This window comes from Mesorhizobium sp. 131-3-5, from assembly GCF_016756575.1.
GTDB lineage: Bacteria > Pseudomonadota > Alphaproteobacteria > Rhizobiales > Rhizobiaceae > Mesorhizobium > Mesorhizobium jarvisii.
This window is the reverse complement of sequence record NZ_AP023255.1, coordinates 212834-239253: the sequence shown is the minus strand read 5'-3', so window position 1 is coordinate 239253 and position 26420 is coordinate 212834. Positions and strand designations below refer to the sequence as shown.

19 protein-coding genes and 7 pseudogenes are annotated in these 26420 nt (G+C 60.5%); 6 read left to right on the top strand and 20 right to left on the bottom strand.

Annotation, left to right across the window (positions count from 1 at the left end; translation table 11 throughout):
- Nucleotides 1-16 precede the first annotated feature (16 nt).
- Entirely contained in the window at nucleotides 17-340 is a 324-nt protein-coding gene (locus JG747_RS33655; protein WP_202296299.1) for a hypothetical protein, read from the bottom strand.
- Nucleotides 341-1053: 713 nt separating this feature from the next.
- On the opposite strand from JG747_RS33655, the gene pyrE reads away from it, so the two are divergent.
- Nucleotides 1054-1650, top strand: a complete 597-nt coding sequence (gene pyrE, locus JG747_RS33650; protein ID WP_096453656.1) for an orotate phosphoribosyltransferase — start codon at nucleotides 1054-1056, stop codon at nucleotides 1648-1650.
- 1040 nt (nucleotides 1651-2690) lie between these two features.
- Here the strand turns inward: pyrE and JG747_RS33645 are convergent.
- The 10 genes and pseudogenes from JG747_RS33645 to nifH form a co-directional block, all read right to left on the bottom strand.
- Nucleotides 2691-3314, bottom strand: a pseudogene (locus JG747_RS33645) (NAD(P)/FAD-dependent oxidoreductase); the annotation flags it as partial.
- Between the two features lie 171 nt (nucleotides 3315-3485).
- Nucleotides 3486-4373, bottom strand: coding sequence for a universal stress protein (locus tag JG747_RS33640; protein ID WP_199201511.1), 888 nt, complete (start codon nucleotides 4371-4373; stop codon nucleotides 3486-3488).
- Between the two features lie 99 nt (nucleotides 4374-4472).
- Nucleotides 4473-5258, bottom strand: a complete 786-nt coding sequence (locus tag JG747_RS33635; RefSeq protein WP_199201510.1) for a response regulator transcription factor — start codon at nucleotides 5256-5258, stop codon at nucleotides 4473-4475.
- 24 nt (nucleotides 5259-5282) lie between these two features.
- Nucleotides 5283-5762 carry a NifX-associated nitrogen fixation protein gene (locus JG747_RS33630; RefSeq protein WP_199201509.1) on the bottom strand — a complete coding sequence of 160 codons (480 nt, stop codon included), beginning with the start codon at nucleotides 5760-5762 and terminating at the stop codon, nucleotides 5283-5285.
- Between the two features lie 16 nt (nucleotides 5763-5778).
- Nucleotides 5779-6276 (bottom strand): nitrogen fixation protein NifX, encoded by a 498-nt coding sequence (gene nifX / locus JG747_RS33625; protein WP_010913613.1) that lies wholly within the window; start codon nucleotides 6274-6276, stop codon nucleotides 5779-5781.
- Nucleotides 6242-7624: a nitrogenase iron-molybdenum cofactor biosynthesis protein NifN gene (gene nifN / locus JG747_RS33620; RefSeq protein WP_199201508.1), complete on the bottom strand. Its 1383-nt coding sequence runs from the start codon at nucleotides 7622-7624 to the stop codon at nucleotides 6242-6244. The genes nifX and nifN overlap by 35 nt, the downstream gene beginning before the upstream one ends.
- Before the next feature lie 9 nt (nucleotides 7625-7633).
- Nucleotides 7634-9124 carry a nitrogenase iron-molybdenum cofactor biosynthesis protein NifE gene (gene nifE, locus JG747_RS33615; protein ID WP_199201507.1) on the bottom strand — a complete coding sequence of 497 codons (1491 nt, stop codon included), beginning with the start codon at nucleotides 9122-9124 and terminating at the stop codon, nucleotides 7634-7636.
- Nucleotides 9125-9184: 60 nt separating this feature from the next.
- A complete protein-coding gene (nifK, locus tag JG747_RS33610) occupies nucleotides 9185-10726 on the bottom strand; it encodes a nitrogenase molybdenum-iron protein subunit beta (protein ID WP_199201572.1) in 1542 nt (513 codons plus the stop codon).
- A 127-nt stretch (nucleotides 10727-10853) separates the two neighbouring features.
- The gene (gene nifD, locus JG747_RS33605) at nucleotides 10854-12359 is read right to left on the bottom strand and encodes a nitrogenase molybdenum-iron protein alpha chain (protein WP_199201506.1); all 1506 of its coding nucleotides are present in this window, start codon (nucleotides 12357-12359) and stop codon (nucleotides 10854-10856) included.
- Nucleotides 12360-12463: 104 nt separating this feature from the next.
- Complete coding sequence (nifH, locus tag JG747_RS33600; protein WP_006331760.1) at nucleotides 12464-13357, bottom strand: nitrogenase iron protein; 894 nt, start codon at nucleotides 13355-13357, stop codon at nucleotides 12464-12466.
- Between the two features lie 368 nt (nucleotides 13358-13725).
- On the opposite strand from nifH, the pseudogene JG747_RS37305 reads away from it, so the two are divergent.
- Nucleotides 13726-13827: pseudogene (locus tag JG747_RS37305) on the top strand (IS110 family transposase); the annotation flags it as partial.
- Nucleotides 13828-13837: 10 nt separating this feature from the next.
- Here JG747_RS37305 and JG747_RS37300 read toward each other — a convergent pair.
- Both JG747_RS37300 and JG747_RS33595 read right to left on the bottom strand, forming a co-directional pair.
- Nucleotides 13838-14054 (bottom strand): annotated as a pseudogene (locus JG747_RS37300) (VapC toxin family PIN domain ribonuclease); the annotation flags it as partial.
- Nucleotides 14051-14350, bottom strand: a complete 300-nt coding sequence (locus JG747_RS33595; protein WP_199201505.1) for a hypothetical protein — start codon at nucleotides 14348-14350, stop codon at nucleotides 14051-14053. The gene JG747_RS33595 and the pseudogene JG747_RS37300, both read right to left, overlap by 4 nt.
- Before the next feature lie 464 nt (nucleotides 14351-14814).
- Here JG747_RS33595 and JG747_RS33590 point away from each other — a divergent pair.
- The 3 pseudogenes from JG747_RS33590 to JG747_RS33580 form a co-directional block, all read left to right on the top strand.
- A pseudogene (locus JG747_RS33590) lies at nucleotides 14815-15323 on the top strand (DUF6088 family protein).
- A pseudogene (locus tag JG747_RS33585) lies at nucleotides 15316-16316 on the top strand (nucleotidyl transferase AbiEii/AbiGii toxin family protein). Before JG747_RS33590 ends, JG747_RS33585 begins: the two co-directional pseudogenes overlap by 8 nt.
- Nucleotides 16317-16375: 59 nt before the next feature.
- A pseudogene (locus JG747_RS33580) lies at nucleotides 16376-16783 on the top strand (3'-5' exonuclease); the annotation flags it as partial.
- A gap of 54 nt (nucleotides 16784-16837) precedes the next feature.
- On the opposite strand, the pseudogene JG747_RS33575 reads toward JG747_RS33580, so the two are convergent.
- The 7 genes and pseudogenes from JG747_RS33575 to JG747_RS33545 form a co-directional block, all read right to left on the bottom strand.
- Nucleotides 16838-17689 (bottom strand): annotated as a pseudogene (locus JG747_RS33575) (ABC transporter permease); the annotation flags it as partial.
- A complete protein-coding gene (locus JG747_RS33570; RefSeq protein ID WP_010913600.1) occupies nucleotides 17686-18627 on the bottom strand; it encodes an ABC transporter permease in 942 nt (313 codons plus the stop codon). The pseudogene JG747_RS33575 and the gene JG747_RS33570, both read right to left, overlap by 4 nt.
- Complete coding sequence (locus JG747_RS33565) at nucleotides 18627-19586, bottom strand: ABC transporter ATP-binding protein (RefSeq protein ID WP_199201504.1); 960 nt, start codon at nucleotides 19584-19586, stop codon at nucleotides 18627-18629. The genes JG747_RS33570 and JG747_RS33565 overlap by 1 nt, the downstream gene beginning before the upstream one ends.
- Nucleotides 19583-20614: an ABC transporter ATP-binding protein gene (locus tag JG747_RS33560; RefSeq protein WP_199201503.1), complete on the bottom strand. Its 1032-nt coding sequence runs from the start codon at nucleotides 20612-20614 to the stop codon at nucleotides 19583-19585. Before JG747_RS33560 ends, JG747_RS33565 begins: the two co-directional genes overlap by 4 nt.
- A 5-nt stretch (nucleotides 20615-20619) precedes the next feature.
- Nucleotides 20620-22182, bottom strand: coding sequence for an ABC transporter substrate-binding protein (locus JG747_RS33555; protein ID WP_199201502.1), 1563 nt, complete (start codon nucleotides 22180-22182; stop codon nucleotides 20620-20622).
- Between the two features lie 189 nt (nucleotides 22183-22371).
- Nucleotides 22372-23163 carry a DeoR/GlpR family DNA-binding transcription regulator gene (locus JG747_RS33550; RefSeq protein ID WP_006333816.1) on the bottom strand — a complete coding sequence of 264 codons (792 nt, stop codon included), beginning with the start codon at nucleotides 23161-23163 and terminating at the stop codon, nucleotides 22372-22374.
- Between the two features lie 54 nt (nucleotides 23164-23217).
- A complete protein-coding gene (locus JG747_RS33545) occupies nucleotides 23218-24924 on the bottom strand; it encodes a pyridoxal phosphate-dependent aminotransferase (protein ID WP_199201501.1) in 1707 nt (568 codons plus the stop codon).
- A 165-nt stretch (nucleotides 24925-25089) separates the two neighbouring features.
- Between JG747_RS33545 and JG747_RS33540 the strand changes: the two genes are divergently transcribed.
- Entirely contained in the window at nucleotides 25090-26397 is a 1308-nt protein-coding gene (locus JG747_RS33540; protein WP_199201500.1) for an alkaline phosphatase family protein, read from the top strand.
- The last annotated feature ends 23 nt before the right edge of the window (nucleotides 26398-26420 follow it).

Genomic DNA, 26420 nt, shown 5'->3' with positions numbered 1-26420 from the left:
AAGAAACCATGAACTTTTACAGTGATATCTCATTGAACCAACGCGATGGGGAGCCGGTGGCCGGCTTCTCGACAAGGTGGCGCTGATCACCGAAGCCGCGAGCGGGGTCGGCAAGGATAGCGCGGTTCGCCCGCGAGGGAGCAAGAGTGGTCCGCGGATCTTGATCACAGCGAAGTCCAACAACGGCGTCCGGGATCGATCGGTTGACAGAAAATGGTTGCCAGCGAGAGGGGCAGGTGGAAAGCAGCTGATGCAGGCGATCGAAACCTTCGGGCGCCTCGATGTCCTGGTCAGCAACGCCGGCGTCCAGAACGTAGCGCCGCTTGTCGAGTTCTGCCACCAGGCACTTCCCGCCCGTGATAGGCTCCATGTCACGGTGTCGGCGAACTCAATGCCACCAAAATCAGTGTAAGGCTCGGTCTGCTGTTCGGCGTCTGCCTCAGAGGCAGACGCTCGCCCTGTCGCCGATATCGCGTCGAGACTCGGCCTGCAGGGGAGGTGGACTACGGCCTACCTTGGACTTTGCTGCTGGCTTTTACCGTCGTCAGACGAAGCGAGCCGAATGTTGCGCCGCGGTGCTGATGAACGAAATTCTCGGAGACTCGACCTTTACCTCGCCTTTACGAGGAGGTTGCACGAAAAGCGCGGCCTTGCCCACTCGTACCACAAGAGTGACACGGGGCCGACATGGCGGCCGAAACGCTCACCTCATGCGCAACCTGGTTAAGAAGCTGGCGCAAACGGGGCCGAGCGTGGCGGAACTCGAGGGGACGAGGATGAAACGCCCAAATCCTCAAAGAGACGGCCCGCGTCGAAAAAACCCGTGCCTAGCCGAGATTGGGCAAGGGCCGGGAGCCAAGGCTACCCAGCCGTGGCGAAGCCCGTGATCACGCTTTAGGCACCCAATAACGATAATGGAAAAATCTGCGCGAAACGGTCGCACCGGTATTGACATTAATTGACACACCCCGCGAACACTTGCATAAGCCACATAGCGGTAGTGACTAGGTGCATGCCGCAGCCAATTTTTTCCCTACGGGCGAGGTCTGATCTATGGCGGCACTGGCGAAATTCAGACCAGTTGATTCCGGCCAACACGACAAGGACGAACTCCGCGAGATTGTCCGTGAGCGCTCTTTTCGATTCGGACGCTACACGCTCTCGTCGGGCATAGAGAGCGACATCTATTTCAATATGAAGCCTACCATGATGGTGGCGCGAGGCGCGCAACTTGCCGCTCTTGAATTCCTAAAAATAGCTGAGCAAGTGAAAGCAGAGTACGTCGGCGGCCTTGAAATGGGAGCGGTCCCCGTAATCGGATCGATGGCGGCTGTCAGCTCGATGATGAACAAACCCATAAACACGATCTTCGTTCGCAAAGTTCCAAAGGCCCATGGCACAAGGGACGTGATTGAAGGACTTGGGCCTAAAGAAGATCTCGAGGGAAAAGTGGTCCTGATCGTTGACGACGTTGCCACAAGCGGCAAGTCGATATTGAAGGCGATTGAAGAGGTTCGCCGCGTCGGCGGCATTGTGGGTGACGCTGCTTGCCTCGTGGACCGTGACGAGGGAGCTACGGCGCTGCTAGCCCAACATGGCGTCACGCTGCACTCCGTACTGCATGCGAGCGAATTTGTGGAACGCCACTGACAATCTCATACAACGTCTTTCCGGCGACCTAGCCTTAGAGGACATTCCGCCGCTTTGCAGCGAGTGCAGGCGCCTCGCGAGTAAGAGCGATTGCCCCTGCCCATCCTCCCTGCTTTTGGTGCAACATATGCTCGCTGCCGTTCACCAGCGGCTTGACGCCATTGACTATCTCTCAGAGCAAGGCGCCATAAGACTGAAGGCTTTTACCGATTATCTGGCGGCGGTCGTTCGAATAGCTTCAGAGAGCGGCGACGCGGTACCCTGGATTGATCTAGCAACCCGGTTTAGCGCTCTTTTCGGTCCCGACGAGGTTGCCCATTGATCTCGCGCTTATTGCTTTTTCGTGGAACGAGCAGCCTCGTCGGCAAATGCGTCATCGATCGCCAGCGGCGTGCCGGCGCATATGCGAGCGAAAAGCGCCGAGCTGCCGGTGATGAATCTCGAACGTGACGACGCCGATTGGCGCGATGCGCGTTGGCTCGGGGCCCTCGTACCCAAGTATGGGTGCGTTCCCATTCCGCGGCATCATGCTCGCGATCCCGTCTGTGCCGTTCTCAAGCAAGCGAGCTCGAGCGAACCGCCCCGGGTTGCGGATTTCGACAATCGTTGGTGGAGTTGGCTGGCGAATTGGCGCGTTCGGCCTTCGGTTGGAAGACCGGCTTGAGGCGGGCCAACGAACGGAATTGGCGAAGCCACGCTGGAGTATGCCTTCACTGGGGTCGCGTCCCTGCACGTGCTGTAACGTAGCTTTAGCGAAGCCGCTCGCGAGCGCGCCCTCATAGCGCCGAGCGGGCGAGCGGCTTCGGGGCGGGCGCAGAGGCTGGGTAGACGGGCCGGACTCACCTCACCCGGTCCAGCCACGACATGCATCGCCAAAGGCAAGGACCCGCTGACCGCGCCCGCAAGGGGGGAGATTGGCCGTCATCGCTGCCTTCGCCAATCTCCAAGGCTAGAAGTTTGGAGCCGCCAGGGAAGCTGCCGGTCTCCCCCCTTGCGGGGGAGATGGCCGGCAGGCCAGAGAGGGGGCTGTCCCGCCAGCGTTAGATCACATTCAATTCCCTGAACGCCCGCCCTTCAGCGACACGGCTGTACCCAAACGCCGAGCAGTCCACCGTGCGGTAGCCGCCGTGCACGATCAGCTCGGCCAGCGCCTTGCCGACCGCCGGCGCCTGCTGCAGGCCGTGGCCTGAAAATCCGTTGGCGAAGAGGAAATTTTTCACCTTGGGGTGCGGGCCGATCACCGCGTTCTGGTCGAGCGTGTTGTAGTCGTAATGGCCGGCCCAGGCGCGTCTCGGCTTGATCGCCTCGAAGGCGGGAATGCGGGTCGCCAGCACCGGCCAGATCACCTCTTCGAACAGCGGCCAGTCGACCTCGAAATCGGTGGGGTCGGCCGGGCCGTCGCCCTCTTCCGGTTCGGCGCCGCCAGTGAGATAGACCGAACCTTCCGGCCGGACATAGATGCCGGAGGGATCGACCAGCAGCGGCATATCAGAATATTTGTCGCGCGCCTCGAAGACGAAGACGTTGCGCTTGCGCGGCTCGACCGGCAACACCAGCCCCGCCATGGCAGCCACCGTGCCGGCATTCGGCCCGGCTGAATTGACGACGATGCCGACTTCCAGCCTGTCGCCATTGTCGAGGCTGACACTGGTCACGCTCTGGCCGTTCCACCTCCGCCTTGCGCATGACTGGAGAGATTTCCGGCGGGCGTCGCCTCCCGAGCAATGCTTTTCATGTTCGTTACTCTTCGTAAGATCGATTATTTCGATGGAGCCCATCTACGTATGAATGCAGGCGTCACAGTAGAGCTTTGAACAGCATCGGTGCCGCAACCGTCATCGAGCCAAAAACAGGGGCAATGTCGGCTTTTCAAAGATCCATCTGGTCACACCGCCAAAGAGCCGCTCACGCAGCCGACGGCTGCCATAGGCGCCCATGACGATCATGTCCGCAGACGTGTTGATTGCGTGCTGCGCAAGCACCGTGGCCGCCGATTTGCCGGCACTTGGCAGGAGGTCAACCGACACCCGAGCACCGTGCCGAGTGAGATAAGCAGCGATGTCGGCTCCAGGCTCCGCGCCGTTCCCGTTGTAGTTGGCCTTCGGATCGACCAGGGCGACACGAACTTCCTCAGCAACGCATAGGAGGCCCAGCGCTTCTCGAACCGCACGGGACGCCTCTGCTCGCGAATCCCAACCGACCAGGACGCGCCGTGGCCACAGCGTCGCCTCAGCCCCCTTCGGCACAATGAGCACCGGCTTTCCCGTATCGAACAAGCAGCCGTTGACCACAGGAGGTCCGAGATTCTCGTCGTTGAGGAGCCCTGGTCCGACAATCGTGAGGTCGGCGCAGAGCGCCCGCTGTCGTGCCACTTCACCGAGGCTGGCCGGATCGTAATAGTCGGTGTCAACGTCATAGGCGAGCGACATAGATTCCAGCAGTTTCTGGATATCTCTGGAGCGTTTTCCCAGTCTGACCGCGTCCTGTGTAAATCGATCGATTTGCCGAAACCGATCGTTCAATCTGGCAATTGCCTGTCCACGTCCTACAGGCCACTCGGGGACACCATCTCCGATCCGCCGATGCGACATAAGGAGCATCGGAGCGGGTATAATCAGTACGGAAAGGTGCGCGCCGATTTCCGCACACAAGCCGGCAGCAGTTCTGACGTCCTGATCGGAATGGTCAGCGCCGGTCAAACAGAGTACCGTTTTAAAGCCCATTTTCCTGCTTCTTCCTGAGTGTTCGATGAGGGCGTTTCAGGCGGCAAGACCGGCTCACAGCGCGAGGAAAAGGGAGTGGCACCAGACCCGGCACTCGATTCAGCCGTCCAGCTTCTCGAGCGAGTAGCCGGCCGACCTGACGGTACGAATGACGATACCGGTCGAGGCCGTCTCCAGTGCCTTTCTGAGCCGACTGATATGGACATCGACTGTGCGTAGACCGACATGGATATTGGCCGGCCAGGCCCCGCCGATCAGCTCGTCCCGGCTGAAGACCTTGCCGGGAGCCTCCAGCAAATGCCGCAGCACGTTGAACTCGATCGGTCCGAGATGGATGTCATGGCCATTGCCGCAAACCCGGTGGGCATCGAGCTTCATCTCAAGGCTGCCATAGGAAAGCCAGCTGTCGTTTTCGATCCCGTTTGAACCCGGCTTCGGCAGCGCCAGCCTCGTCCGCAGACAATCGAGCAGCTTGGCCGGTGCCATTGGCCGCACAAAGCTCTCGTCAATGCCGGCCTTCAACAGATCAAGGTGCTGGTTCTCGGCGCCGGGCGCGATCAGGGCAATGATGGGCAGGCCGCCGGTCCGGGGTTCCCGCTTGAGCCGGGCGCAGATTGCGGACCCGGTAAGGCTCGTTGGACCGCAGTCCAGCACCACGGCCTGGAATTCCCGTTCGTCGGCCTTTGCAAGTGCTTCCTTGGCGCCGCCTGCCGGCTCACTGACGAAGCCGTCCACCTCCAGTATGTGGCTGAGGAACAGATAGAACTCCGCATCTTGCGAACAGATCAGGACGAGTGGCTTCATCAGCGCTACCCCGAGAACCAAATTGGCCTCGACCGCGTCGGCCGCGTGGGCTGGCCATCGCGGCTCCTCAAGGCCTGACATGATCCTCTTGCTCGAAAATTGGTTTCATGCCCGTGCCACCTCGGGATAGGCGTCGATGGCTGCGATGGCATCGTCGGCCAGTTTCGTACCGGCGGCGGCGAGTTTGCAGAACGTCTCGAAGCCGAACCGATGGACGTCGCGCACGGTCTTGGACAAAACGACCAGCCGCCCGGCGGTGAAAAGCACGCGCCCGAACCCCTCATGGCTCATTTCGATCATCGGCGATGCCATCAGGCCGGAGCGCTCCTCGATGGCAAGGGCGACGGCAGTGTAAAACTTGTCGAGCCTCCACAGCACGTCCGGATCGGGATCGCCGATTATTGGAATCGTACGGCGCTGTTCCTTGCTGACGATGAAGTCGGCCAGCAACTCGGCATCCGCTGTGCCGTCCCATGACCCGTGGGTATCCTGAGCACGGATCAGCCGCACGAGGCATTTGACGAATGGGCTGGCAAGGGCGGCCTCGTCATCGTTGACAGCAGGGCTGATCGCGACTTCAAACATTTTGCACTTCCTCGTTTTAGTCCTCGTCCTCGAAGGAGGGTTTCTTTTCGGCGACACCAGCTTCGGCCAGCACCTTGCGCAGCCAGGGCGGAGGACACGTTCTCAGCATCATCTGCGTGCGCAACAGCACCTCTTGGATGGTTTGTGGCTGCGGCACCTTGATTGGATGGATTTTTGCCGAAATAACCTTGGCTGCCGAAGGCCCGCCGATGGCCAGACAAAACAGCAGATGGCAGCCCTTCAGCGCCTCCACCTTCGGCGTGACGCGGTCATCGCCCTCGGTCCGACGCTTCCCGCTCTCATCGGAAACGTCATCGAAGGCCACGGCTTCCACGAGATGCCACTCCTCGCGCGTCACGTCGTAGACAGCAAAGCGCTTGGCCGACCCGAAATGGGCATTGAGATTCGTCATGTCTTGCGTGGCGATGGCTACGCGCAATGCGCCTGCCCGTCGGTCCGTCATCGGTGCGTGAACCTCGTCAGTGACGAGTGAGAGGCGACGAACGGAGCTCATCTGGCATTTCTCGTTTCCGGAATGGATCAAGCGCCTCAGGCGTCGGCGCGTGCTGGTTGGCCTGAAAGATATTGGCAACATCGAAGATCAGGTCGCGGGTCCCCCGATAGAGGATTGTGAGCTTGTGCTGGCTGCCAAGCCGGTCGAAGATCGGGAAGCCGACGCGCATGAGCGGAATGCCAAGGCGTCGCGACGCCTGGCGACCGTGGGAATGTGTTACGAGAAGATCCGCGCCCGCTGCAAGAGCTTCCAAATCGCCGAGATCGCCGATCTGAACCCACTCCGCCGGTACTTTCTGCAGAATCTTCGACAGATCGGTCGTCGTGACCGCCGCCGCGATGTCACAGCCCATGCCGGTGAAGAAGGTTGCGAGTTGATAGAGTTGGTCTGGTTCAGCAGCGATCGCAATTTTCTTGCCTCCGAAATGGAAATGTCCGTCGAGCAATGCATCCTCCAATTGCGCCCGGTGACGGCGAACCCGGTCCGGCACCGCCGCGCCCGAAACCGCCGATAGCAGCGAGACGAACCGGTCGACGGCCATTAATCCGGTCAGCGACCGGAACACCGCGTAAGGCACGCCGGTCAACCCGTGCAGCGTTTTCGCCGGGTGGCGCATGTGCTCGCCGATGACGATGCATTGCACGGCCGTGCCAAGCTCGCGGATTTCCTCGACGCTGGTGCCGCCATAGGTAGTGGTTACCCAGCGGTCGGGAACCGTGCCGTCGAGTGAGCCGGAGACGTCCGGCAGGATAACCGGGTTGAGCCCAAAACTTTCAACCATGTCACGCAAATGCTCGACGTCAGCGACAGTGAGGTTGCATCCGGGCAGGATCGCGATCTTCTTCGGCTGCCGGGTCCGTGCGCCCGGCCGTGTAATCCCTTCGATCATCGCCGCGACAGCCTTGGCCCAGCCTTCTTCGATAGCGCCGCCGAAATCAGGCGTGTTGGCCAGCACAACCTCCGTACCCGTGAGCTCTTCCGCATGCTTCAGCTTGACGTTGGCGATATCACTCGCGCAGTCTTCGCCACGGGTCTCCACCAGCGCGGTCGTGCACACCCCTATCAGCTTTGGCTTTGTGCGGGTTTTGAGGTTGAGGATCGACTCTTCCAGATGGTCCGCTCCGCCGAGTATGGTTGCCACCTCGTCCAACGCCGTTGTCTGCAAGGGGATCGCTTCCTTGAAATGCCGCACGAAGAGCACGAGCGCGAAGCTGGTGCAGCCCTGGCTGCCGTGGAACACGGGCATCGCACCGTCGACTCCAAGAAAAGCAAAGGCGGCACCCAGTGGCTGCGACGACTTCAGCGGATTGACCGCCGCTGATTTGGTATTGCGAAGGATGCGGACCATCGGATTTCCTCAACGGTCGCCGAAGCGGTGAGCAGTCGCGCCGGCGAATTCATTGAAGGCGTTCACAGTCGCGGTCCCGTTCTTCGTGCTCGCCAGATCGTCCTCCAAAGCAGGCTGGCAATGCCATGGCGCCGGCTCCCGCACCTGGCCCCAGATCGGGTTATGAATGGCGAGGTCGATCTGCCGGACAAGTTCCACCATGCCGTCATAGCCGGCATAAGGATGTTGGCGCTCCTGATTGATATCGAGCCACGGTGTCTTGGCCTTCAGAGCGATGAATTGCGTGCGCCCGCCCGACAGCATGATGTCGGCCTTCTGTTTTGAGAGCATGGCGTAAAGATCGCGCGCTGCCATCTGCTCGAACATGTGGTTTTCGTCCTTGAGGATCCGTTTGATCCGCTCCTTGTCTTCGACTGTGGATTTCTTGACCGAGGTGCCGACGATCTCCATGCCGATCTCCATCAGCGCGTGGACGACTGACCAGGACTTCACACCGCCCGTATTGAGTAGCACGCGCTTGCCTTGAAGCCGCGGGCGGTAGGCCTCGAGCTTCTTCCAAGCAATCGCTTCCTGCTCAGCAATCAGCGTGTCTGTGCGATCAAGGATCTCTGGATCGGCGCCCTTCCTCACCAGCAGCTCAGCAATGTTGCGAAGTGCTTCCGAGGTATCGGTTATGCCGTAGAAGGAGCCCTCGAAGAACGGGATGTCCCAGCGCTCCTCCATCTTGCGGGCCAGATTGATGAGTGCGCTCGAGCACACCATCATAGCCGCCCGGGCGCGGTGCGCGGATGCAACGTCGATGTAACGCGCATCGCCCGGAATGCAGGCGCGCACCTGGATGCCGAGCCGATCAAGCAGCGGCTTCACCAGCCAGAATTCGCCGGAGAGATTGAATTCGCCAAGGATGTTGATGTCGTAGGGTCCGGCGTCGTCGGGTTCCACCGTGCCGATGACATGATCGAGCAACGCTTCGGCGGCCAGTTTGTTGCCGAGGTTCTTGGAGCCGGCCAAGCCCGGCGCATTGATCGGCACCACGGCCAAGCCGAATTTTTCGGCCGCGCGTTTGCACACGGCCTCGATGTCGTCGCCGATCAGCGCCGTCACGCAGGTCGAATAGACGAAGACTGCCGGCGGCGCATATGTTTCCTTGATCTCGCGGATCGCCCTGAACAGCTTCCGCTCGCCCTGCCCCATCACGATGTCGAGTTCGGTGAGGTCGGTTGTGAAGCTTGTCCGCCACAGGGTTGGCCCGGACGAAGCTGCGCCTCTGTTGTCCCAGGAATTGCCCTCGCAGGCGAGCGGCGCATGGACCAGGTGCGCAACGTCGGTGATCGGCTGCAGGACGATCTTGGCGCCGTCAAAGGCGCAGCCGCCGGCTGCCGCCCCGGGGGTCAGCGGCTTCGAGCAGCCCTCCTTGCGCGCCCTGGCATCCTTGCGGCGGTTGTTATCGCAGGCGGGCTCGTCGAAAACGTCCTGGATCTTGGCACTGAGCGAGGTCATTGCGTCAGTCTCCGAAGTCGATTGGGCGATGGGCGGCCTCGGCGAAAAGCCGGCACGGGCTTAGCGGGTGAGGTCATAGGAATAATCCGTCACGCCCGTTTCGCTCGTCTCGCGATCGAGCTTGTCGAATATCTTGTCGAGGATCGTCGTCAGCACGCGTAATCCACCCTGGTAGCCCATGAGGGGAAAGCGATGGTGATGGTGCCGGTCGAAGATTGGAAACATGAGCCGGATCAGCGGCGTGCCGGTGTCACGCTCCAGATACTTGCCGTAGGAATTGCCGATCAGCAGGTCCACCGGCTCCGTAAACAGCAGCGAACGCATCGCCCAGAGATCCTTGCCTGCCCAGATCTGGGCATCCTGGCCGAAGGACGAGGATGCAAGCAATTCCTTCATCTGGGCCTCCCAGGCCGATGTGCCGTTGGTCGCGAGGCAATGTGTCGGCTCGCCGCCGGTCTCCATGACGAAGCGGGCCATGGCGTAGACGAAGTCGGGATCCCCATAGATTGCGTACTTCTTGCCGTGCAGCCATGACTGGCTGTCCGCCATGGCGTCAACCAGTCGGCCGCGCTCCATCCGGATTGTCTCGGGGATCTCCTGGCCGGAAATCGCTGAGACCTTCATCAGGAATTCATCGGTCGCCTGGACACCCAGCGGATAGTGGAAGGATGCCGTCGCCTGCCCGACCTCGTTGCAATATTCCAGCGTCTTGCGGGTGTTGTAATGCTGCAGCGACAGTGTCGCCTCCGCGTTGAGGGCCCCTTTCAGGTCTTCGATCTTGGTGCCACCGTCATACATGCGGTATTCGCCGTCCGACGGCGTGTCGAACTGGTCTGAGGCGTCCTGAATGACGGTATAGGTGACACCCATCAGGTCGAGGAGGCGCTTGAGTTCCCGGTTGTTTCCGACGCAGAATCCGTCGAAGCCTGGAATGATGTTGATGGTCCCAGCGGCTTGCGAGCGCTCGCTGCCCTTCCAGAAATGCTCCAGCACGCCCTTCACCATGCCGTCATAGCCATCGACATGGCTGCCGACGAAGGCAGGCGTATGAGCGAAAGGCACGTCGAAGTCGCTCGGGACCGAGCCTTCGTTCTTGGCGTTCTCTATGAAGCTCCGCAGGTCGTCGCCAATGACTTCGGCCATGCAGGTGGTCGAGACGGCGATCATCTTGGGGTCGTAGAGCTTGTAGGTATTGGCGAGCCCGTCGACCATGTTCTTCAGGCCGCCAAACACTGCCGCGTCCTCGGTCATCGAGGAGGAAACCGCTGACGAAGGCTCCTTGAAATGTCGCGACAGATGCGAGCGGTAGTAGGCAACGCAGCCCTGGCTACCGTGAACGAAAGACATGGTGCGCTCGAAGCCCGCGGCCGCGAACACCGCGCCGAGCGGCTGGCAGGCCTTGGCGGGATTTATGACAAGCGCCTCGCGAGCGAGGTTCTTTTCGCGGTATTCCCAAGTTTTGGTAAATTCGCGTTGGTCGGTGACGATCTGATCAGGGTGCGGACATTCGAAATTCAGTTTCTTCTCGGCAAGCATTTGTCGGTATTCCGGCTCGCGGAACAGGGGAGCATGGTCGAGAACTTTTTCGGCCGATTGCGGCATGGTGGTCACCTTTTCCATCTGGCCGCGCCAAGCGGCAGCACAGGGACGTCTAGACGTTAAAGGGCCTCCCGCGGATCGAGTGCCCCAAGCATTTGTCGGCCTCCCTGCCAGGCAGGGAGGCCAGTCCTCATTCGGCGGCGACCGCCGTCAGCGGCGTGTCCTTCATCTTCTTCCACGGCGCGCGGTATAGACCCCAGACCGGGTTGTTGATGGCCAGATCCATGTCGCGGGCGAAAATGGCGAAGCCGTCATAGCCGTGATACGGGCCGGAATAGTCCCAGGAGTGCATCTGGCGGAACGGGATGCCCATCTTCTGCACCGGGTACTTCTCCTTGATACCGGAGCCAACGAGATCAGGGCGGATGCCTTCGATGAACTTCTCCAGCTCATAACCGGTGACGTCGTCATAGACGAGCGTGCCATTCTTCACGTAATGGCCGGTGCGCTGATAGTCGTCGTTGTGGGCGAACTCGTAGCCGGTGCCAACGATCACCATAGCGAGGTCCTCGTAGGCAGTGATGACGTGACGGGGGCGCAGGCCGCCGACATAGAGCATCACCGTCCTGCCTTCGAGGCGCGGTTGGTACTTGGCGATGACGGCATCGACCAAGGGCCGGTATTTGGCGATGACCTTTTCGGTCTTCTCCTCGATTTCCGGGCCGAAATGCTTGGCGATGTTGCGCAAGGAGGCCTCGATCTGGGTGGGGCCGAAGAAATTGTATTCCATCCAGGCGATGCCGTACTTTTCCTCCATGTGCCGGCAGATGTAATTCATCGACCGGTAGCAGTGGATCAGGTTGAGCTTGGCCTTGGGAGCGCGCTCTATTTCGGCGAGTGTGGCGTCGCCCGACCAGTTGCCGACCACCCGAAGCCCAATCTCTTCGAGCAGGATTCGCGAGGCCCAGGCATCGCCGCCAATGTTGTAGTCGCCGACGACGTTGACGTCGTATGGGCCGGACTCGAACGCGACATCGTCCTTGTCGAAGACCCAATCGCGGATCGCATCATTGGCAATGTGGTGGCCGAGCGATTGTGAAACGCCGCGGAAACCTTCGCAGCGCACCGGTACAATCGTCTTTTCGTGCTCCTTGGCCTTCTTGCGCGACACTGCCTCGATATCGTCCCCGATCAGGCCGATCGGGCATTCGGACTGCACCGAGATGCCCCCACTGAGCGGAAACAAGTCCTCGACCTCGTCGATGATCTTTTCCAGCTTCTTGTCGCCGCCGAAAACGATGTCCTTCTCCTGGAAGTCGGAGGTGAACTGCATTGTCACGAATGTGTCGATGCCCGTCGTGCCGACGTAATAGTTGCGGCGTTGCGACCAGGAATATTGCCCACAGCCGACCGGCCCGTGCGAGATGTGGACCATATCCTTGACCGGACCCCACACCACGCCCTTGGAGCCGGCATAGGCGCAGCCGCGGATTGTCATCACGCCCGGAATGGATTTGATGTTCGATTTGACGTCGCATTCGGAAAGGCCCTTGTCCTCCCCTCCGGCCTCGTCCTTGCTCGTTGCGACACTGAGGTGCTTCTTGCGACGCTTCGCCGCCTTGTCTGGATATTGGGACAGCACGTCTTCGATAAGCTTCGCATGCAAGGCGCCGTCATTCTCATAGTCGAGGCCCATGGGACCTGCCCCTTTCAAGGTTCGGGTAACGCCTCGCCGACGAGGCCTTGTTTCGTAGAAAGGGGCGTCAGGTCACGGTCTGCGCCCCCTGTCGGTAGCGGCGATTACTGAGCGACGGCCAATTTCGCTTCCTTGGCCTGAAGCTCGGCAAGCATCTGCTCGTCCGTCTTCATGATGCCGAAGTCGAGCAGCATGTCCTCGAGCTCCTCCATGGTGATTGGGGTCGGGATGGTGCCCTGGCCCGAATTGACATGGATCTTCTCGGCCAACGCGCGGTACTCCCCTGCCTGTTTGGAGTCCGGCGCATATTGGATTACCGTCATCTTCCTCAGTTCGGCGTGCTGGACGATGTTGTCGCGCGGCACGAAGTGGATGAGCTTGGAATTGAGCCTGGCGGCCAGCGCCTCGGAGAGGTCGAGCTCGCGGTCGGTCTGGCGCTCGTTGCAGATCAGCCCGCCGAGCCGCACGCCGCCCGAATGGGCGTATTTCAGGATACCCTTGGCGATGTTGTTGGCGGCATAGAGCGCCATCATCTCGCCGGACATGACGATGTAGATTTCCTGGGCCTTGTTTTCGCGGATCGGCATCGCAAAGCCGCCGCACACCACGTCGCCCAGCACGTCGTAGGAGACATAGTCGACATTGTCATAGGCGCCGTTTTCCTCGAGGAAGTTGATCGAGGTGATGACGCCACGGCCGGCGCAGCCGACACCCGGCTCGGGGCCGCCGGACTCCACGCACTTGATGTCTTTGTAGCCGATCTTGAGCACGTCCTGGAGTTCAAGGTCTTCCACAGAACCTTCTTGGGCGGCGAGATGCAGAACGGTATCCTGCGCCTTTGCGTTCAGGATCAGCCGGGTGGAGTCGGCTTTGGGGTCGCAGCCGACGATCAGGATTTTCTGTCCGAGGTCGACCAGGGCGGCTAGCGTATTTTGAGAGGTGGTGGACTTGCCGATGCCCCCCTTTCCGTAGAATGCGATCTGACGCAGACCTGACATGTTGCTTCCTTCCTTCTTTCCATCCATAGCGGTTACCGCGACTTCAATGCCGGTCGGCAGATCCCGCCGCCTCGCACCGATCGTTTCAAAACTCGTGCCAATTCGGCCGGTTGGATCGAAGAAGAAATTTTATGATTGCTTTTCAGCTGTTTAACATTTGGCAAAAATATTAAATTGGCTAAATAAACTTGTGTCGCGGCCCTGACAAAGGCGACAGGAAATGTCGGATGGCGTTGAGTGAGACGTCGGCCGCGGAGCCCGGAAAGAAGCTAGTTGTCAAAATCTGATGGAGTAGATGCCCCCTCCGACGCCATCGCAATGTGCCAGTTTGGTGATTGCCAGAATCGACCAAGACAGAGACGGCATCCATGGAAGTTACCATCATTGGAATCGATCTCGCAAAGCGGGTCTTCCAGGTTCACGGCGCGGCGAGTGACGGGAAGGTTGTCTTTCGCAAGAAGCTGTCGCGCGCAGTTGCTTCGCCTGCGGCCCCTCAGGCCCAGAGAACCAGTTGTCGAGTGCGTCGCGTTTTTTCCCGCGCGGCTTCTCCAGAACCCTGCGAAGAATTTCCGCACGGTCAGCGAAGCGATGAACAATCCTCGTCACGCTGTCTCGACATCCATGCCAGGAGCGATTCCGAAGGCTGCGATTTGACGACATCGCTGATGATGTTGGTATCGAGGAGGTAGCGTGTCACAGGTCGATCTTCCGCCCCTCTTCATGGGGGCGGGAAAGATCGAGGTCAGCTCCCACGAGCGGCGAACGACGCAATGCGGCGAGAATCCCGACAAGCTTGGGTGGCTCGCCGGCGATGGTCTGGCTGACAGCAGCGCGCAGGCTAGAGGCATCCGGTCCATCTTCGGCGAGGCGGCGAGCCAAAGATCGAATGAGGTCGCGATCGGCATCGCGGCCAAGCACCTCGAAGCGCGCCAAGCCGCGCTCGCTGAGGCGAGATCGATAGTTTTGAATGGCGCGTTCTTGCGAGCTGCTCATAGCTGCCTCCGACTACAACACACATACATAATACATTCGACATACATCATAACTACAACAAGAAGGAACATACAGATCTAAATAGAAAGACAGTCTTCATTTCTCATTTCCAGTAATATAACCAGAATACTTGGTTTGATCAAGGTGCAGGCAGTCCGGGCAGTGCTCTCTTTCGGTTGAATGGCATCGGTGGGGGACGCGCGATATATGTTACGCGACGGTACTTTTTGACCAGCGTCGAGTTCTTGCGCTGACAAGAGAAATATCTCGGCGCCGACCAGAGGGCCTCGGCCCCAGGACGGGCGAGGCTCGTTCGGAGAACGGCGCGAAACAGGGATTGGTCGATTCGCGCGGCGATGATTGACCACAAGGCCTGCTGGACGGGTTCCGCGTGCAGGTGCCCGTCGCTGCCCGCCTTGAAAAACTGTCAGAAAATCGCCTACATTTCTGACAGGAGCATGGCCATGCAACGGTTGACCGAACAGATTCTTGCGCACGCGAAAGGGCTGCCAGAGGGCACGCCGGTCGCAGCTAAGAGCTTGCTTCACCTGGGGAATCGACGAGCAGGTTCGGCACCCGGGCTCCCTCCGTGGAGCAAGCGGTCGAGGCGCTTGCCAGCCAGCGCGGGGAGATCATCGTCACCAGTGGGGCCGTTGCCGCCAACACCCTCGGTCTCACGAGACAGGTGCCGGTCCGGTCGGTCTATCTGACTTCCGGCCGCACCCGGAAGATGAGCCTCGGCAAGCAGGTCGTCGAGCTTCGCCACGCGCCTCGTTGACAGCTCGCCATGGCGCATCGGCCCGCTGGCGAGGCGGTGCGAGCGTTGGCTTGGCTTGGGCCGGGAAAGGCTGAGGCCGCCCTCCAGACACTGAAGCGGAAACTCCCGCCGGGCGCCTTCAGCGAGTTGGTCGCGGTAGCGCCGCAGCTTCCGACCTGGATGGCGCGCAGCGTGGGCAAGGCCGCACATGGCTGATCCCTTTCTCCACCTCCCGATCGAGGATCGGCGGGAGGCGCTCGGCGTCGCGGCCGATCGGTCCGGCAGGCCGGCGCATCTCCTCGAGAAGGACGTGTGGGTGGTCTGGGCGCTCGCCACCTTTATGGCTCGGCGCTCGGCAAGGGCGGCACGTCGCTGTCCAAAGCCTATCAGGTTATCCAGCGGTTTTCCGAGGACGTCGACCTAACATACGACATCCGGCCGATTGCACCCGACTTGGTGGGCGACGACGGCGAAGCGTTGCCGGAGACCCGTAGCGAGGAAAAACGCTGGTCCAGTGAGGTGCGTAAGCGCCTGCCCAATTGGGTTGAAGGAAGCGTTCAGCCGATCATCGCAGATGCGCTCGCGGCTGAAGCTTTGGCGGCCGCCATCCGCGTCGAGGGCGAGAAGCTGTTCATCGATTACGAAGCCGCGACGCCTGGCTCCGGCTATGTGGCGCCGAGCGTGATGCTCGAATTCGGAGCACGATCGACGGGCGAGCCCGCGAGCTTGCGCGACATCGCCTGCGACGCGTCTGGCCTGATCGAGGGCGTGACCTTTCCCACGGCTCGTCCACGCGTGATGCATGCGGAGCGAACCTTCTGGGAGAAGGCGACGGCCATCCATGTCTTCTGCCTGCAGGAGCGCCGGCGCGGCGATCGCTTTGCTCGTCACTGGCACGATGTCGCGCGGTTGGACGAAACCGGTTTTACCCCGTCCGCCTTTGCTGATCGCGATCTGGCGAACGCAGTGGCGCGCCACAAGACCATGTTCTTCGCCGAGAAAGCGCCCGATCGAACGCCCATCGATTACGCGGCGGCTGTCAACGGCGGTCTGCGGCTTGTGCCCGCAGGCGATGGTCTGAAGGCGCTTGAAGAGGACTACGCCCGCATGGTCGACGACGGGCTTCTTCTGGAAGACGCGGAGCCTTTCGAAGCGCTGATGGCGCGATGTGCCGATATCGCCGAGCGAGCCAATTACATCCGCGAATAGAAAAAACTGGGGGGACGGCGCCGTGCGAATTTCGCGGATCAAAATTACAAACTTCGCCAATCGGCGCGCTGCGGGCGGGAATGCTCGATGCGCTGATGGCGGCAGAGCCAAGCCTCGCCGATCAGCGCGAACAGGTGGTGCGCATGTCGGCGGCGCTCGCTGTCGGCGGGCCGCTCGCCGACCTGGATCTGGCGAGCCTCGGTGGACGCGACGCGTCGCCTCTCCATCTTAATCTGTTGACGCCGCACTCGGCAAAGGGCTGCGAAGATGATGTCGTGATCATGGTGGGACTCGATCTGGGCGGTTTGCCCTGGCGCAACGAGCAGCCGGCGGCGCGACGCGAAAGCCGACGGCTGTTCTATGTTGGCCTGACGCGGGCCCGCGACGAGATCCATATGCTGTATTCCGGTTACGTCGATACCGGCCGCGGGCGAAGGTTCGGCACCCCGTCCCGTGCAAGAGCGTAGCCGTCGACAAGTGTGGAGATCAGCTCCTTTGCATTGGGAAACCGTTATTTGAGGGGTCGGGTCGAGCTTATCGCGCAACCAGTCGCCGAGGACGCTAACGGCAACGGCCGTGATGACAATGACGAGGCTTGGAGCGAGCAGCATCCAGGAGGCGCGGGTGATATACTCGCGGCCGGCCGCGACCATGACACCCAGGCTGGTCATCGGCGGTTGAACGCCGAGGCCGAGGAAGGAGAGTCCGCTTTCCACCAGGACGATTTCCGGAAAGGTCACCGTCGCCGCCACGAGAAGCGTCGCCGCGCTGTTGGGCAGGATATGCCGCAGATAGACACGCAGCGGATGGGCGCCGAGTTGGCGCGTTGCGCTCGCATAGCCCTGCGCGCTGGCGGTGATTGCCAGTCCTCGTGCCAACCGCGCATTCCGCTCCCAGCCATAAAGTCCCATCAGGGCGACGAACAGCGTCAGCGAATTACCGAAACAGGCGAGCATTGCCAGCGCCACGATTAGAAATGGTAGCGAAGCCTGTACGTCGATCATTAGCAGCAGGGCATGCTCGACGAGCCCGCGGAAATACGCGGCGATGAAGCCAATCCCGGTACCGACCAACACGCTGATCGCAGTGGCGCCGAAGGCGACCAGCAAGCTGGTGCGGATCGAGTAGAAAAGACGCGAGGCCACGTCACGGCCCAGATCGTCGGTTCCCAGGACGTGTAGCATCGTTCCGCCAAAGCCGACGGGCGGCGCCAGGCGATGGCGCAGGTCGATGGAAGTGATCTCATGGGGAGCCATCAGCGGCGCGGCGAGCGCCGTGAGGAGCATGAGGAGAACCCAGCCCACAGCAAGGAGTGTCGGCAGGTCCACCGAGCGAGGCGGCGGACGGTTGGTTTTTACAGTTGCCGTTTTCATTGCGATCCTGAGTTTGTTCCACGCAAGCGCGGATCGAACACGCCATAAAGCAGGTCCATCAGCAGGTTGGCCGACGTCATGGTCAGCGCCACGAGAAGGAGGATGACCTGCACCACGGCGAGATCACGGTTCGCAACCGAAACCACCAGCAATTGGCCGATGCCGGGCCAGCCGAAGACGCTTTCCACCAGTACGGCGCCCGCGACCTGGCCGCCGAGCATCAGGCCGAACAGCGTCAGCACAGGAATGATCGCATTCGGAAAGGCATGGTGGCGAACCACCTGCCGCCACGTCACGCCCTTGGCGCTGGCCGCCACGATATAGAGCTGCGACAGAACTTCGATCATGGCGCTACGCGTGAAGCGCGCGATAATGGCCGCCCCGCCCAAACCAAGGGTGAGCACCGGCAGTACGAAGCTTTCCGGCCGATCCGCGCCGCCGGACGGGAACAGGCCGAGCGTCACGGAAAAGATCAGGATCAGCAATAGCCCGAGCACGAAGCTTGGCACGGTGAAGCCGAACACGGTCACCATCATCACCGATCGGTCGACCCAGGTGTCGCGATGCATGGCGGCGTAGGCGCCGACCGGAATGCCGATCAGCATCGTGAGCGCCAGTGCCGGCAGCATCAGCGCCAATGTCAGGGGCGCGCGCTCGAACACAAGCTGCAGGGCCGGTTTTCCAGCCAGCATGGAATTCCCGAAATCGCAGTGAAGTGCCGCCAGGACATAGCGGACATATTGCACATACAGAGGCTGATCGAGCCCCCAATGCCGGCGAAACGCCTCAAGATCCGGGGCGCGGGCGCTGGGACCGAGTATCTGCAGCGCCGGGTCTCCAGAGGCCCGCAGCACCACGAATGTAAAGGTCACCACGACCAGGATCGACAGGCCGGCACGCAGGATCTTGGGGCCGGCGAAACGAAACACAGCACTCATCAATGCCTCACCAAATGGCAGGCGACCTGCCGTTCCGATCCTAGCGGCAGGAGTTCGGGCAGGCTCTGGCGGCAGACATCGCGCGCAAGTGGACAGCGTGGATGAAACGGGCATCCGCTCGGCCGATCGGTGGGGCTTGGCGGTTCGCCTGGCAACGCCACATAATGATCGAATCCGCCCGGAAGCCTCGGCATGGCCGAGACGAGCGCCTGCGTATAGGGATGGGCGGGTTGATCGATAATGGCGTCGGCGCGCCCCTGTTCGACGACGCGGCCAAGATACATGACGACGATCCGGTCGCTGACATGGCGAACGACCCGCAAGTCATGGCTGATGAACAAGAGGCCGAGCCCGAGCTCCTGCTGAAGATCCATGAGCAGATTGACGATTTGCGCCTGGACGGACACGTCGAGCGCCGAGACCGGCTCATCGCAAACCAGAAGCGAGGGTTTTGGCGCGAGCGCCCGGGCAAGCACGACGCGTTGGCGCTGGCCGCCGGAAAGCTGATGCGGATAGAGCACGCCATGGTCTTCGCCGAGGCCGACGCCGTGGAGAAGCTCGGCCACACGTTGCTTGCGGCTTGCCGGATCGCCAATCCCGTGAATCGCCAGCGGCTCGGCGATGAGAGCGCTGACAGTCATTCGGCGATCAAGCGCTGCCAAGGTGTCCTGAAAGACCAGCTGCATCTGGCGCCGCTGCGCGCGCCACCTGTTGCTGTCGATGCGCGGCAGCGGCAAACCCTGAAACAGCACACCTCCGCTGTCCGGCGGCTCCAGACCGAGCGCAATATGGCCGGTGGTGGACTTGCCGCATCCGGATTCGCCGACAATGCCGGTCGTCCGGCCCATCTCGACATCCAGCGACACGCCGTCGACTGCAACAAGATATTTCCGCGGTCCGTAGAGTGGCGAGCCGAGCGGAAAGCGACGGGTGATGTTGTTGAGACGCAGCAGGGTCATTGATACGTGCCGGCGTCCAAACGAAGGCAACGCACCGAATGCCGCGCGGCGACCTGCCGCGGTTCCGGTCGGCTCGTGCGACATGCCGCGATCGCGTGCCGGCAGCGCGGCGCATAGGCGCATCCCGGCGGCAGATTGCGTTGTGGCGGCGCGCCGGCAATGGCGGTCAACCGCATGCGCGGACCGTGCGAGGGCGGAATGGCACCGATCAGGTCGCGTGTATAGGGGTGCTGCGGCGCGGTCAGAAGCGTGTGTTTCGGTGCCGTTTCGACGATCTGGCCCGCATACATGACGCATGCCCGGTCACAGACGGCCGCCACCGCGGCGAGATCATGGCTGATCATGACCAGCGCCATGCCTGTGTCGCGTTGAATATCTTTGAGCAGCAGCAGGATCTGCGCCTGCACGGTAGCGTCGAGCGCGGTCGTTGGCTCATCGGCGATCAGCAGTTCGGGCCGGCCGGCGAGCGCGATGGCAATCATCACCCGCTGGTTCTGGCCGCCCGACAGTTCGTGGGGGTACGCGTTGAGCCTGCTTGCCGCAGCGGCTATCCCGACCTGGTCGAGCAGGCGGCAGGCCTGGGCACGGGCGGCGGCACCGCTGAGGCCACGGTGCAGGCGAAGCGCTTCGGTGATCTGCGCGCCGATGCGATGCACCGGGTTCAGCGCGCTGGCCGGATCCTGGAAGATCATGGCAATGCGTCCGCCGCGCACCCGATCCAAAACGGATTGTCGTGCGCCCACAAGATCGAGATCACCAATCCTGGCCTCGCCCCCGATCTCGGCGGATTTCGGCAGCAGGCCAAGAACCGCCCGCCAAGTCACGGACTTGCCGCAGCCGGATTCGCCAACGATACCCAAGGCCTCGCCTTTGTTCACAGCGAGATCGACACCGTGCAGCACAGGCACATCGCCGAACGCCACCCTCAAGCCAGCAATGCTGATGGCAGGTTTGGTGGCGGAAGCCCCGACGCCATGAGCCGGCAACAGCGCGGCGCCCGCGCTGTTCTGGAAAGACTTATGCAGCATGGAACTCAGGCCACCGGCTCAGGCGGCATCTTCGGACCGAGATACATTTGCGGCAACGGGTTGGGCTGCCAGCTGACATCCGCCTGCTGCCCATAGATAAAGGGCATGGAATGCAGCGGCGTGATGCAAGGGTCCTCGATCTCGACAATGTCCTGCATCCGTTTGAAGGCCGCCTGGCGCTTGGCGAGATCGGTCGTCGTTTCAAGCTCGTGACCGCGCGCGTTAAACTCGGCATTGGTCCAGCCGCCTGTTGACTGGAGGTCATTGGTCGGACCGATAATCTGCCACAGCATGGAAACGGGATCGGCGTAGAAGGCGCCGCCGGACGTGTCATTGATGCCGCCAATGTCGCCGACCTGCGTCCAGTTTTCACACATGATCAGCTTGACGTTGATTCCGGCAGCCTTCCACATCTCGACAAGCGCCTGGTTCTCGGCGAGCTGCATCGGATAATAGGTGCCGACGGAAGGGTATGGGATTTCCTCACCTCTGTAGGATGACTTGGCGAGCAGTTCCTTGACCTGCGCCGGATCATAGGACACCCCCTTGCGGTTGGGGTCGTTGATCTCGCCGAAGATCGGTAGCTGCCAGCTGGTCAGCGCTTTCGCCCGGTCGTCCCAGAGGCCGTCCGCCAGCGCACCGCGATCGATAGCGAGAGCGAGCGCGCGACGCAGATCGACATCTTTCAGGATGGGAGTCCTGAGCGGAGCAAATGTGAGAAAGCGGAACCACATGGCTTCGCCACCAACAATCGAGAGGCCGTTGACACCCTCAATTTCGGCAATGTGGTCCGGAGTGATGTCTGTGACGATATCGTAATCGCCCGACTTCAGTCCGGCGATGCGCGCGGCGATTTCCGGCAGCCGCTTGAAGCGGATCGAGGCAAATGGCGGCTGGCCTCCCCAATATTCGTCGTGCGCCACCAGTGTGATCTCGTCCCCATTGCGGACCTCGCCGATCTTGTAAGGGCCGGTGCCGATCGGCTTCGCCGCCCAGGCGTCATAGCTGCTGGCGCCAGCCCGTGCTCTGGCGCTGATGATCTGCGTGCCCCACGCGCCGAGCCGCTGGGCGAAGACCGGATCCTCTGTCCTGGTGATCAAACGGACAGTGCGATCATTGATCTTCTGCACATCGGCAAGCGAGGAGAGGAAGTTGGCAAACACGGCCGCGCCCGGCGCATTTTCGCCGCGCAGTCGATCCGGCCCGAGCGAGAAGACAACGTCATCCGCCGTCATTGTGGAACCGTCATGAAACTTCACATTGTCGCGCAACGTGATCTCATGGATCGTGGCGTCAATTTGCTTCAATGATGTCGCGAGCGCGAAATTCAGGCGAAAATTGTCGTTGTAGTCGGTCCGTAAAAGCTGATCGAAAATGCTGTATTGCACCCGCCAGGAAACGTTGGCGATGGAGGAGCCGTCCACCGGTTCCAGAATTGTGCGCAGGTCCTGAACGGCAATATTGAGGTTCGGCCGCCGGCCGGTTGCCGCCATGATCGTGTTCGGCAATGCTATTGCGCCAGCCGCCATGGCGGTCATGCCGAGAAATCTGCGACGTGTCGTTTGCATATCAAAATCCCCTCTCTTTCAGTCGGGATGACAATCGGAGCGAATGAAATCCGCTCCCGAGACGGGATGAGACATAGCGCGGTTATGTGACGGTTTTTTGCAGGTTTGAGACGGATTGTGTTGGTTATTGAAATAAATGGAAAAAAATGTTTCACGGTTGGAGTAGCCGTGCGGGCTGAAAGCAGAGGATCAAGTAGAGACCAGTGCGGGGTTGTGACGGTTTTGCGGATATAGAACTTCAACACCGGCGGCTTCGATCTTGTCCAGCATGTCCGATGCAGGCCTCCGGTCGGTGATGATCGCGGTAATCGCCGAATGGGGCAGGATGCGGTAGCGCGCCGACAAGCCGAATTTGCTGTGATCGGCGAGAATGACAATTTTCCGTGCTTGCTCGCAGAGCGTCGCAGCAAGCTCCTGTCCGACCTGTTCATGGTCGAAGACGCCATTCGGATGCACCGCATTGACGCCGATAAATGCGATGTCGATCTGCTGTTCGCGGAGTGTACGCAAGGCGGTGAATCCGGTTACGGTCCGGAAATCGACATTGAAATCGCCCCCCAGCATGACAACACGATGCCGATAGCCTTCGGCCGCGGCGATGGCAGTATCGACCATGTTGGTGACGACGCGCATTTCCGGCAGGGCCGATATGCGGCTGGCCAACGACAGAATGGTGCTGCCGCCCCCGAAGAAGAGATTCTGACCGGGCTTCAGAAGACCCAGGGCGATCTCAGCGATGGTGCTTTTTTCCGCGCGCTCGGAAACAGCTCGCGATGAGATGGCCAGCAGCTTTGGCTGTTGCGTTGCGACCGCGCCACCATGGACCCGTGCGACCAAGCCATCCTGCTCGAGCCGTTTGATATCCCGCCGCGCAGTCTCTTCTGAAATATTGAACCGCTGCATCAAATCTCGGATGCGCACTTCGCCATTCGCCTGGATGATTTCAACGAGCCTTTTATGACGATTGTAACTAAGCGACATGCTTCTCTCTCTCGCGGCATTCGAAAAAAGACTATTCAGTTCGCTGCGCAAATGTCACGTCAGGGCGTCACTCTCAGAGGCCGTTGAGCGGCTTAAGGTGCGCCGCAGAGCTTTTGCCAGCCTTTCGTTTTCCGTCCGACTTCGAACCGTCAGGCGCAGATATCGATCTGCGTCGTTCATGGCTTGATAGCCGCATTCTCTTACGAGGACGGATTCGAACAGAACGAGGCGGCGCTTGAGCTCGGCAGCGGATACCGAATTTTCAGGCAGCCGGCACAAGATGAAATTCGTTTGCGAAGGTACGACGTCGAGGCCCGGTACCGTCCGCAGCTCCTCGATGAACAGCTCTCTATCTTCTCGCAACATGTCTAGACTGTGTTCCAATTCCTCTGCGAATTCGGGAAGCAGGAACAGTGTGTATTCCGCAATGCCGTTAATGTTCCACAGCGGCAGTTTCCGGCGCACGGCGGCAACGAGGGTGGGATCGCCAGCCATGAGGTAGGCGAGCCGGATTCCGCCAAGTCCGAAGACCTTTCCAAGGCTCTTCACCACGATCAAATTGGCACAGGACGGAACCAGATTCTCAACGCTGTTTGGTCGGCCAGCAGCGGGAAAATCAATGAACGATTCATCCACGATCAGCCGTCGCCCTCGAGATCCTAGGGCCTCCGCCAGCCATGCCACGTCAGCATGATCAACAAGTCGACCGGTCGGATTGTTTGGATTTACAACGATTGCCGTATCCGCGCCTGTCGCCAGTACGAATTCCAGGAAAGCTCGAACGTCGAGATCGAAATAAGGCGGGGTGAGGACGAAGTTGTTCTTTTGTTCGTCATCGAGAGGTGTTTGAAAGCCGGCGAACGTCGGCACGGGAATCGCGATTGTTGGGTTCAGCGTTGAATAGAGCGCCTGGATGAGGTCGGTCACCCCGTTTCCGACTGCAATAAAGTCCGGCTGCTGCGAGGTCATCGTGCCAACAACTGAAGCGATATCGATCTGCTGAGAAGGATAGCATGTCAACACGCCTTCGAGCCTCGCCGCCAGCCGATCGTAAAAAGTCTTGGGAGGGAAGCGGGTATTGCAAAGAAGCATGTGCTCGGCGATTGGCTTGCGCCAATAACCTCCGACGCTCGTTTCCAGACGCCGCAGCACGTTCTCCTTGTCACACCGAAATTCCGCGATGGATGCGTCGACACCGTCGCAAATATCGAGCAGCTTGGAGCCGGCAGTCAGCACATTGCCAGGCAACGCTACGTCCAGCTGGGACAGGCCCGCGACTAACCTGCTGAAGGCCTGATGCAGAGATGCCGCGGCGCGGCTTTCGGCCAGAAGATTGCGTAGAACATCAGCACTCAATCGATAAATCCCGGTCGGCGCGTCGGGCCGCCAAGCGGAGCCGCGCAAACCCTTGTTGGTATTGATACCGTCAAGAACCTCACTGTCGAAAAGCGGTGTTCCCCATATCAGGAGAGTATCGCCATCATGTTGGCGGAACTTCTCAATGAGATCGCCGTCATGCGCGTCGTGCCACGAAAGCGTATTTGTGCTGTCCTGCAGGCGGAACCCATCGAATGTGCCGCTACTCAAGTTTTCAACGAGAGTGACATCTTCAATGCCGTTTTCGACACAGGCGTTGACTAGACGGTCCAAGAGCGGCTGACCGTTGATAGGAACCAACGGTGCATCGTAGCTGCCACTCCACAGATGTATTTTTGGCCCTGCGAAATCGAGGATAAAAATAGCACGGGTCGTATCGGCCATCTCGGACTCCTTTCTTCTGAAGGAAGCAAAAAGAGCGCGTAGAAGCGCCCATTCCCAAAATCAAAACGACCCACTGGCGCTCGAAGTATCCCGTGATGCGTTCATACCGGCGTCATCCGAAGCCTATAGGGGCTTTGGTTTCGATCGGTCTCTTCCAGGTGCAACATGACCCACACCAATCCATCAAGGCCTACCGCTCGTTTTCAGACGCCTGCCTCGATAAAGCCGCGCGCTCCTACGAAAGCGATTCTGATCCTCATGGACGGCGTAAGCGCGGACTATTTCGAAAAGCACAAACATCGGTTGCCGACGCTTCTTCGTTTGGCAGGAGACGGTCTGTCCATCACTCGCCTGCGCTCAACGGTGCCGGGAACGTCGATGCCGGGGCGCGCAAGCATGCTAACCGGCGCGGCGCCTCAAGCGAACGGGATCTACGGAAACCACATTGTGCGAGATGGCTCGTTTGTCTGCGCCGACGCGTCTGATCTGCGGGTTCCGACCATTGCAAAGCTTGCCAAAAATAGCGGGCTTGATGTCGCGTCCATCGGCGCTGGGTTGATCGACCCAGCCGATTGCGATGTCTTCGTGCCGGCCTGGTGGGAACGAGGGTTTCTCCAGGGAAGCCGGTCATTTAAGAGCCTGCCCGAAAACCGCATCGCTCGCTCGCGCATGATCAAAGATCCAAATGGGCGGTTGCGAGCCGCCGGCGTGCTCGATCTCTTCGGCTTCCCGTCCAGTAGCGACACCGTTGCGAGCACTGCTCTCGTTGCGGGCCTGGCCGCGGATCATCTCATGATCGGGGCTGCAGGAGCGCTGGCTTGCTCGGAGAACCCGCCTGATCTCATTTTGACCGAGATCGACATGACGGATTCGATTCAGCATCAGTTCGGATACGAAAGCGAGGCGGCACATTGGTCTATCGCCGCGGCCGACATGATGATTGGCGCTCTCATCGAAGGACTGAGGCGAGTCGGGCGGAAAGACGATTACGCGATCGTAGTCGCAAGTGACCATGGACATAGCGCCGTCCACACAACCATTTATCCGGATGCGATCATCCCTGACTTGCTTTGGGAAAGTGAAGGAGCGACGCTCCATGTCCTGGTTGACGGAGCTCATGACCGCAGAATCGCAGACGGACTGTTGGCGCGCTTCCAAGTGGAGCCGTGGTCGAGCGACCATGTTCCGGTAAATGAACGCGATTGCATAGCGACCTATGTCGCACCTCCTGGACACTCCTTCGAGGAGACCGTTGGAGACACGCAAGAAGCTGGCCCGACGGGCAGACCTCGATACTTGTCCACCCACGGTTTTCGACCGGGCAGCGCGGAGGACGATCGGATATGCCTGTTGAGCATCCCTGGAATGCAACCTTGCAATATTGCCTGGGGCTCCGCTGAAGAGTTCACGCCAACCATTGCTCAGATCTTGGGATTGTCCGACGCCCCGTTTTCGGCAAGGGGTCTTCTGTAACATGCCCGCAAGCGACCGCCTGC

Excerpts from the sequence above, each read along its gene's own strand:
- JG747_RS33570 (WP_010913600.1), bottom strand. The coding sequence starts at position 18,627 with ATGAGTGCTGTGTTTCGTTTCGCCGGCCCCAAGATCCTGCGTGCCGGC.
- nifK (WP_199201572.1), bottom strand. The coding sequence starts at position 10,726 with ATGCCGCAATCGGCCGAAAAAGTTCTCGACCATGCTCCCCTGTTCCGC.
- nifN (WP_199201508.1), bottom strand. The coding sequence starts at position 7,624 with ATGGTCCGCATCCTTCGCAATACCAAATCAGCGGCGGTCAATCCGCTG.
- JG747_RS33630 (WP_199201509.1), bottom strand. The coding sequence starts at position 5,762 with ATGTTTGAAGTCGCGATCAGCCCTGCTGTCAACGATGACGAGGCCGCC.
- JG747_RS33640 (WP_199201511.1), bottom strand. The coding sequence starts at position 4,373 with ATGGGCTTTAAAACGGTACTCTGTTTGACCGGCGCTGACCATTCCGAT.
- nifE (WP_199201507.1), bottom strand. The coding sequence starts at position 9,124 with ATGACCTCGCTCAGTGCCAAGATCCAGGACGTTTTCGACGAGCCCGCC.
- JG747_RS33550 (WP_006333816.1), bottom strand. The coding sequence starts at position 23,163 with ATGTCGCTTAGTTACAATCGTCATAAAAGGCTCGTTGAAATCATCCAG.
- JG747_RS33565 (WP_199201504.1), bottom strand. The coding sequence starts at position 19,586 with ATGACCCTGCTGCGTCTCAACAACATCACCCGTCGCTTTCCGCTCGGC.
- nifD (WP_199201506.1), bottom strand. The coding sequence starts at position 12,359 with ATGGGCCTCGACTATGAGAATGACGGCGCCTTGCATGCGAAGCTTATC.
- pyrE (WP_096453656.1), top strand. The coding sequence starts at position 1,054 with ATGGCGGCACTGGCGAAATTCAGACCAGTTGATTCCGGCCAACACGAC.
- JG747_RS33545 (WP_199201501.1), bottom strand. The coding sequence starts at position 24,924 with ATGGCCGATACGACCCGTGCTATTTTTATCCTCGATTTCGCAGGGCCA.
- JG747_RS33540 (WP_199201500.1), top strand. The coding sequence starts at position 25,090 with ATGACCCACACCAATCCATCAAGGCCTACCGCTCGTTTTCAGACGCCT.
- JG747_RS33560 (WP_199201503.1), bottom strand. The coding sequence starts at position 20,614 with ATGCTGCATAAGTCTTTCCAGAACAGCGCGGGCGCCGCGCTGTTGCCG.
- JG747_RS33635 (WP_199201510.1), bottom strand. The coding sequence starts at position 5,258 with ATGTCAGGCCTTGAGGAGCCGCGATGGCCAGCCCACGCGGCCGACGCG.
- JG747_RS33555 (WP_199201502.1), bottom strand. The coding sequence starts at position 22,182 with ATGCAAACGACACGTCGCAGATTTCTCGGCATGACCGCCATGGCGGCT.
- JG747_RS33595 (WP_199201505.1), bottom strand. The coding sequence starts at position 14,350 with ATGAGCAGCTCGCAAGAACGCGCCATTCAAAACTATCGATCTCGCCTC.
- nifH (WP_006331760.1), bottom strand. The coding sequence starts at position 13,357 with ATGTCAGGTCTGCGTCAGATCGCATTCTACGGAAAGGGGGGCATCGGC.
- nifX (WP_010913613.1), bottom strand. The coding sequence starts at position 6,276 with ATGAGCTCCGTTCGTCGCCTCTCACTCGTCACTGACGAGGTTCACGCA.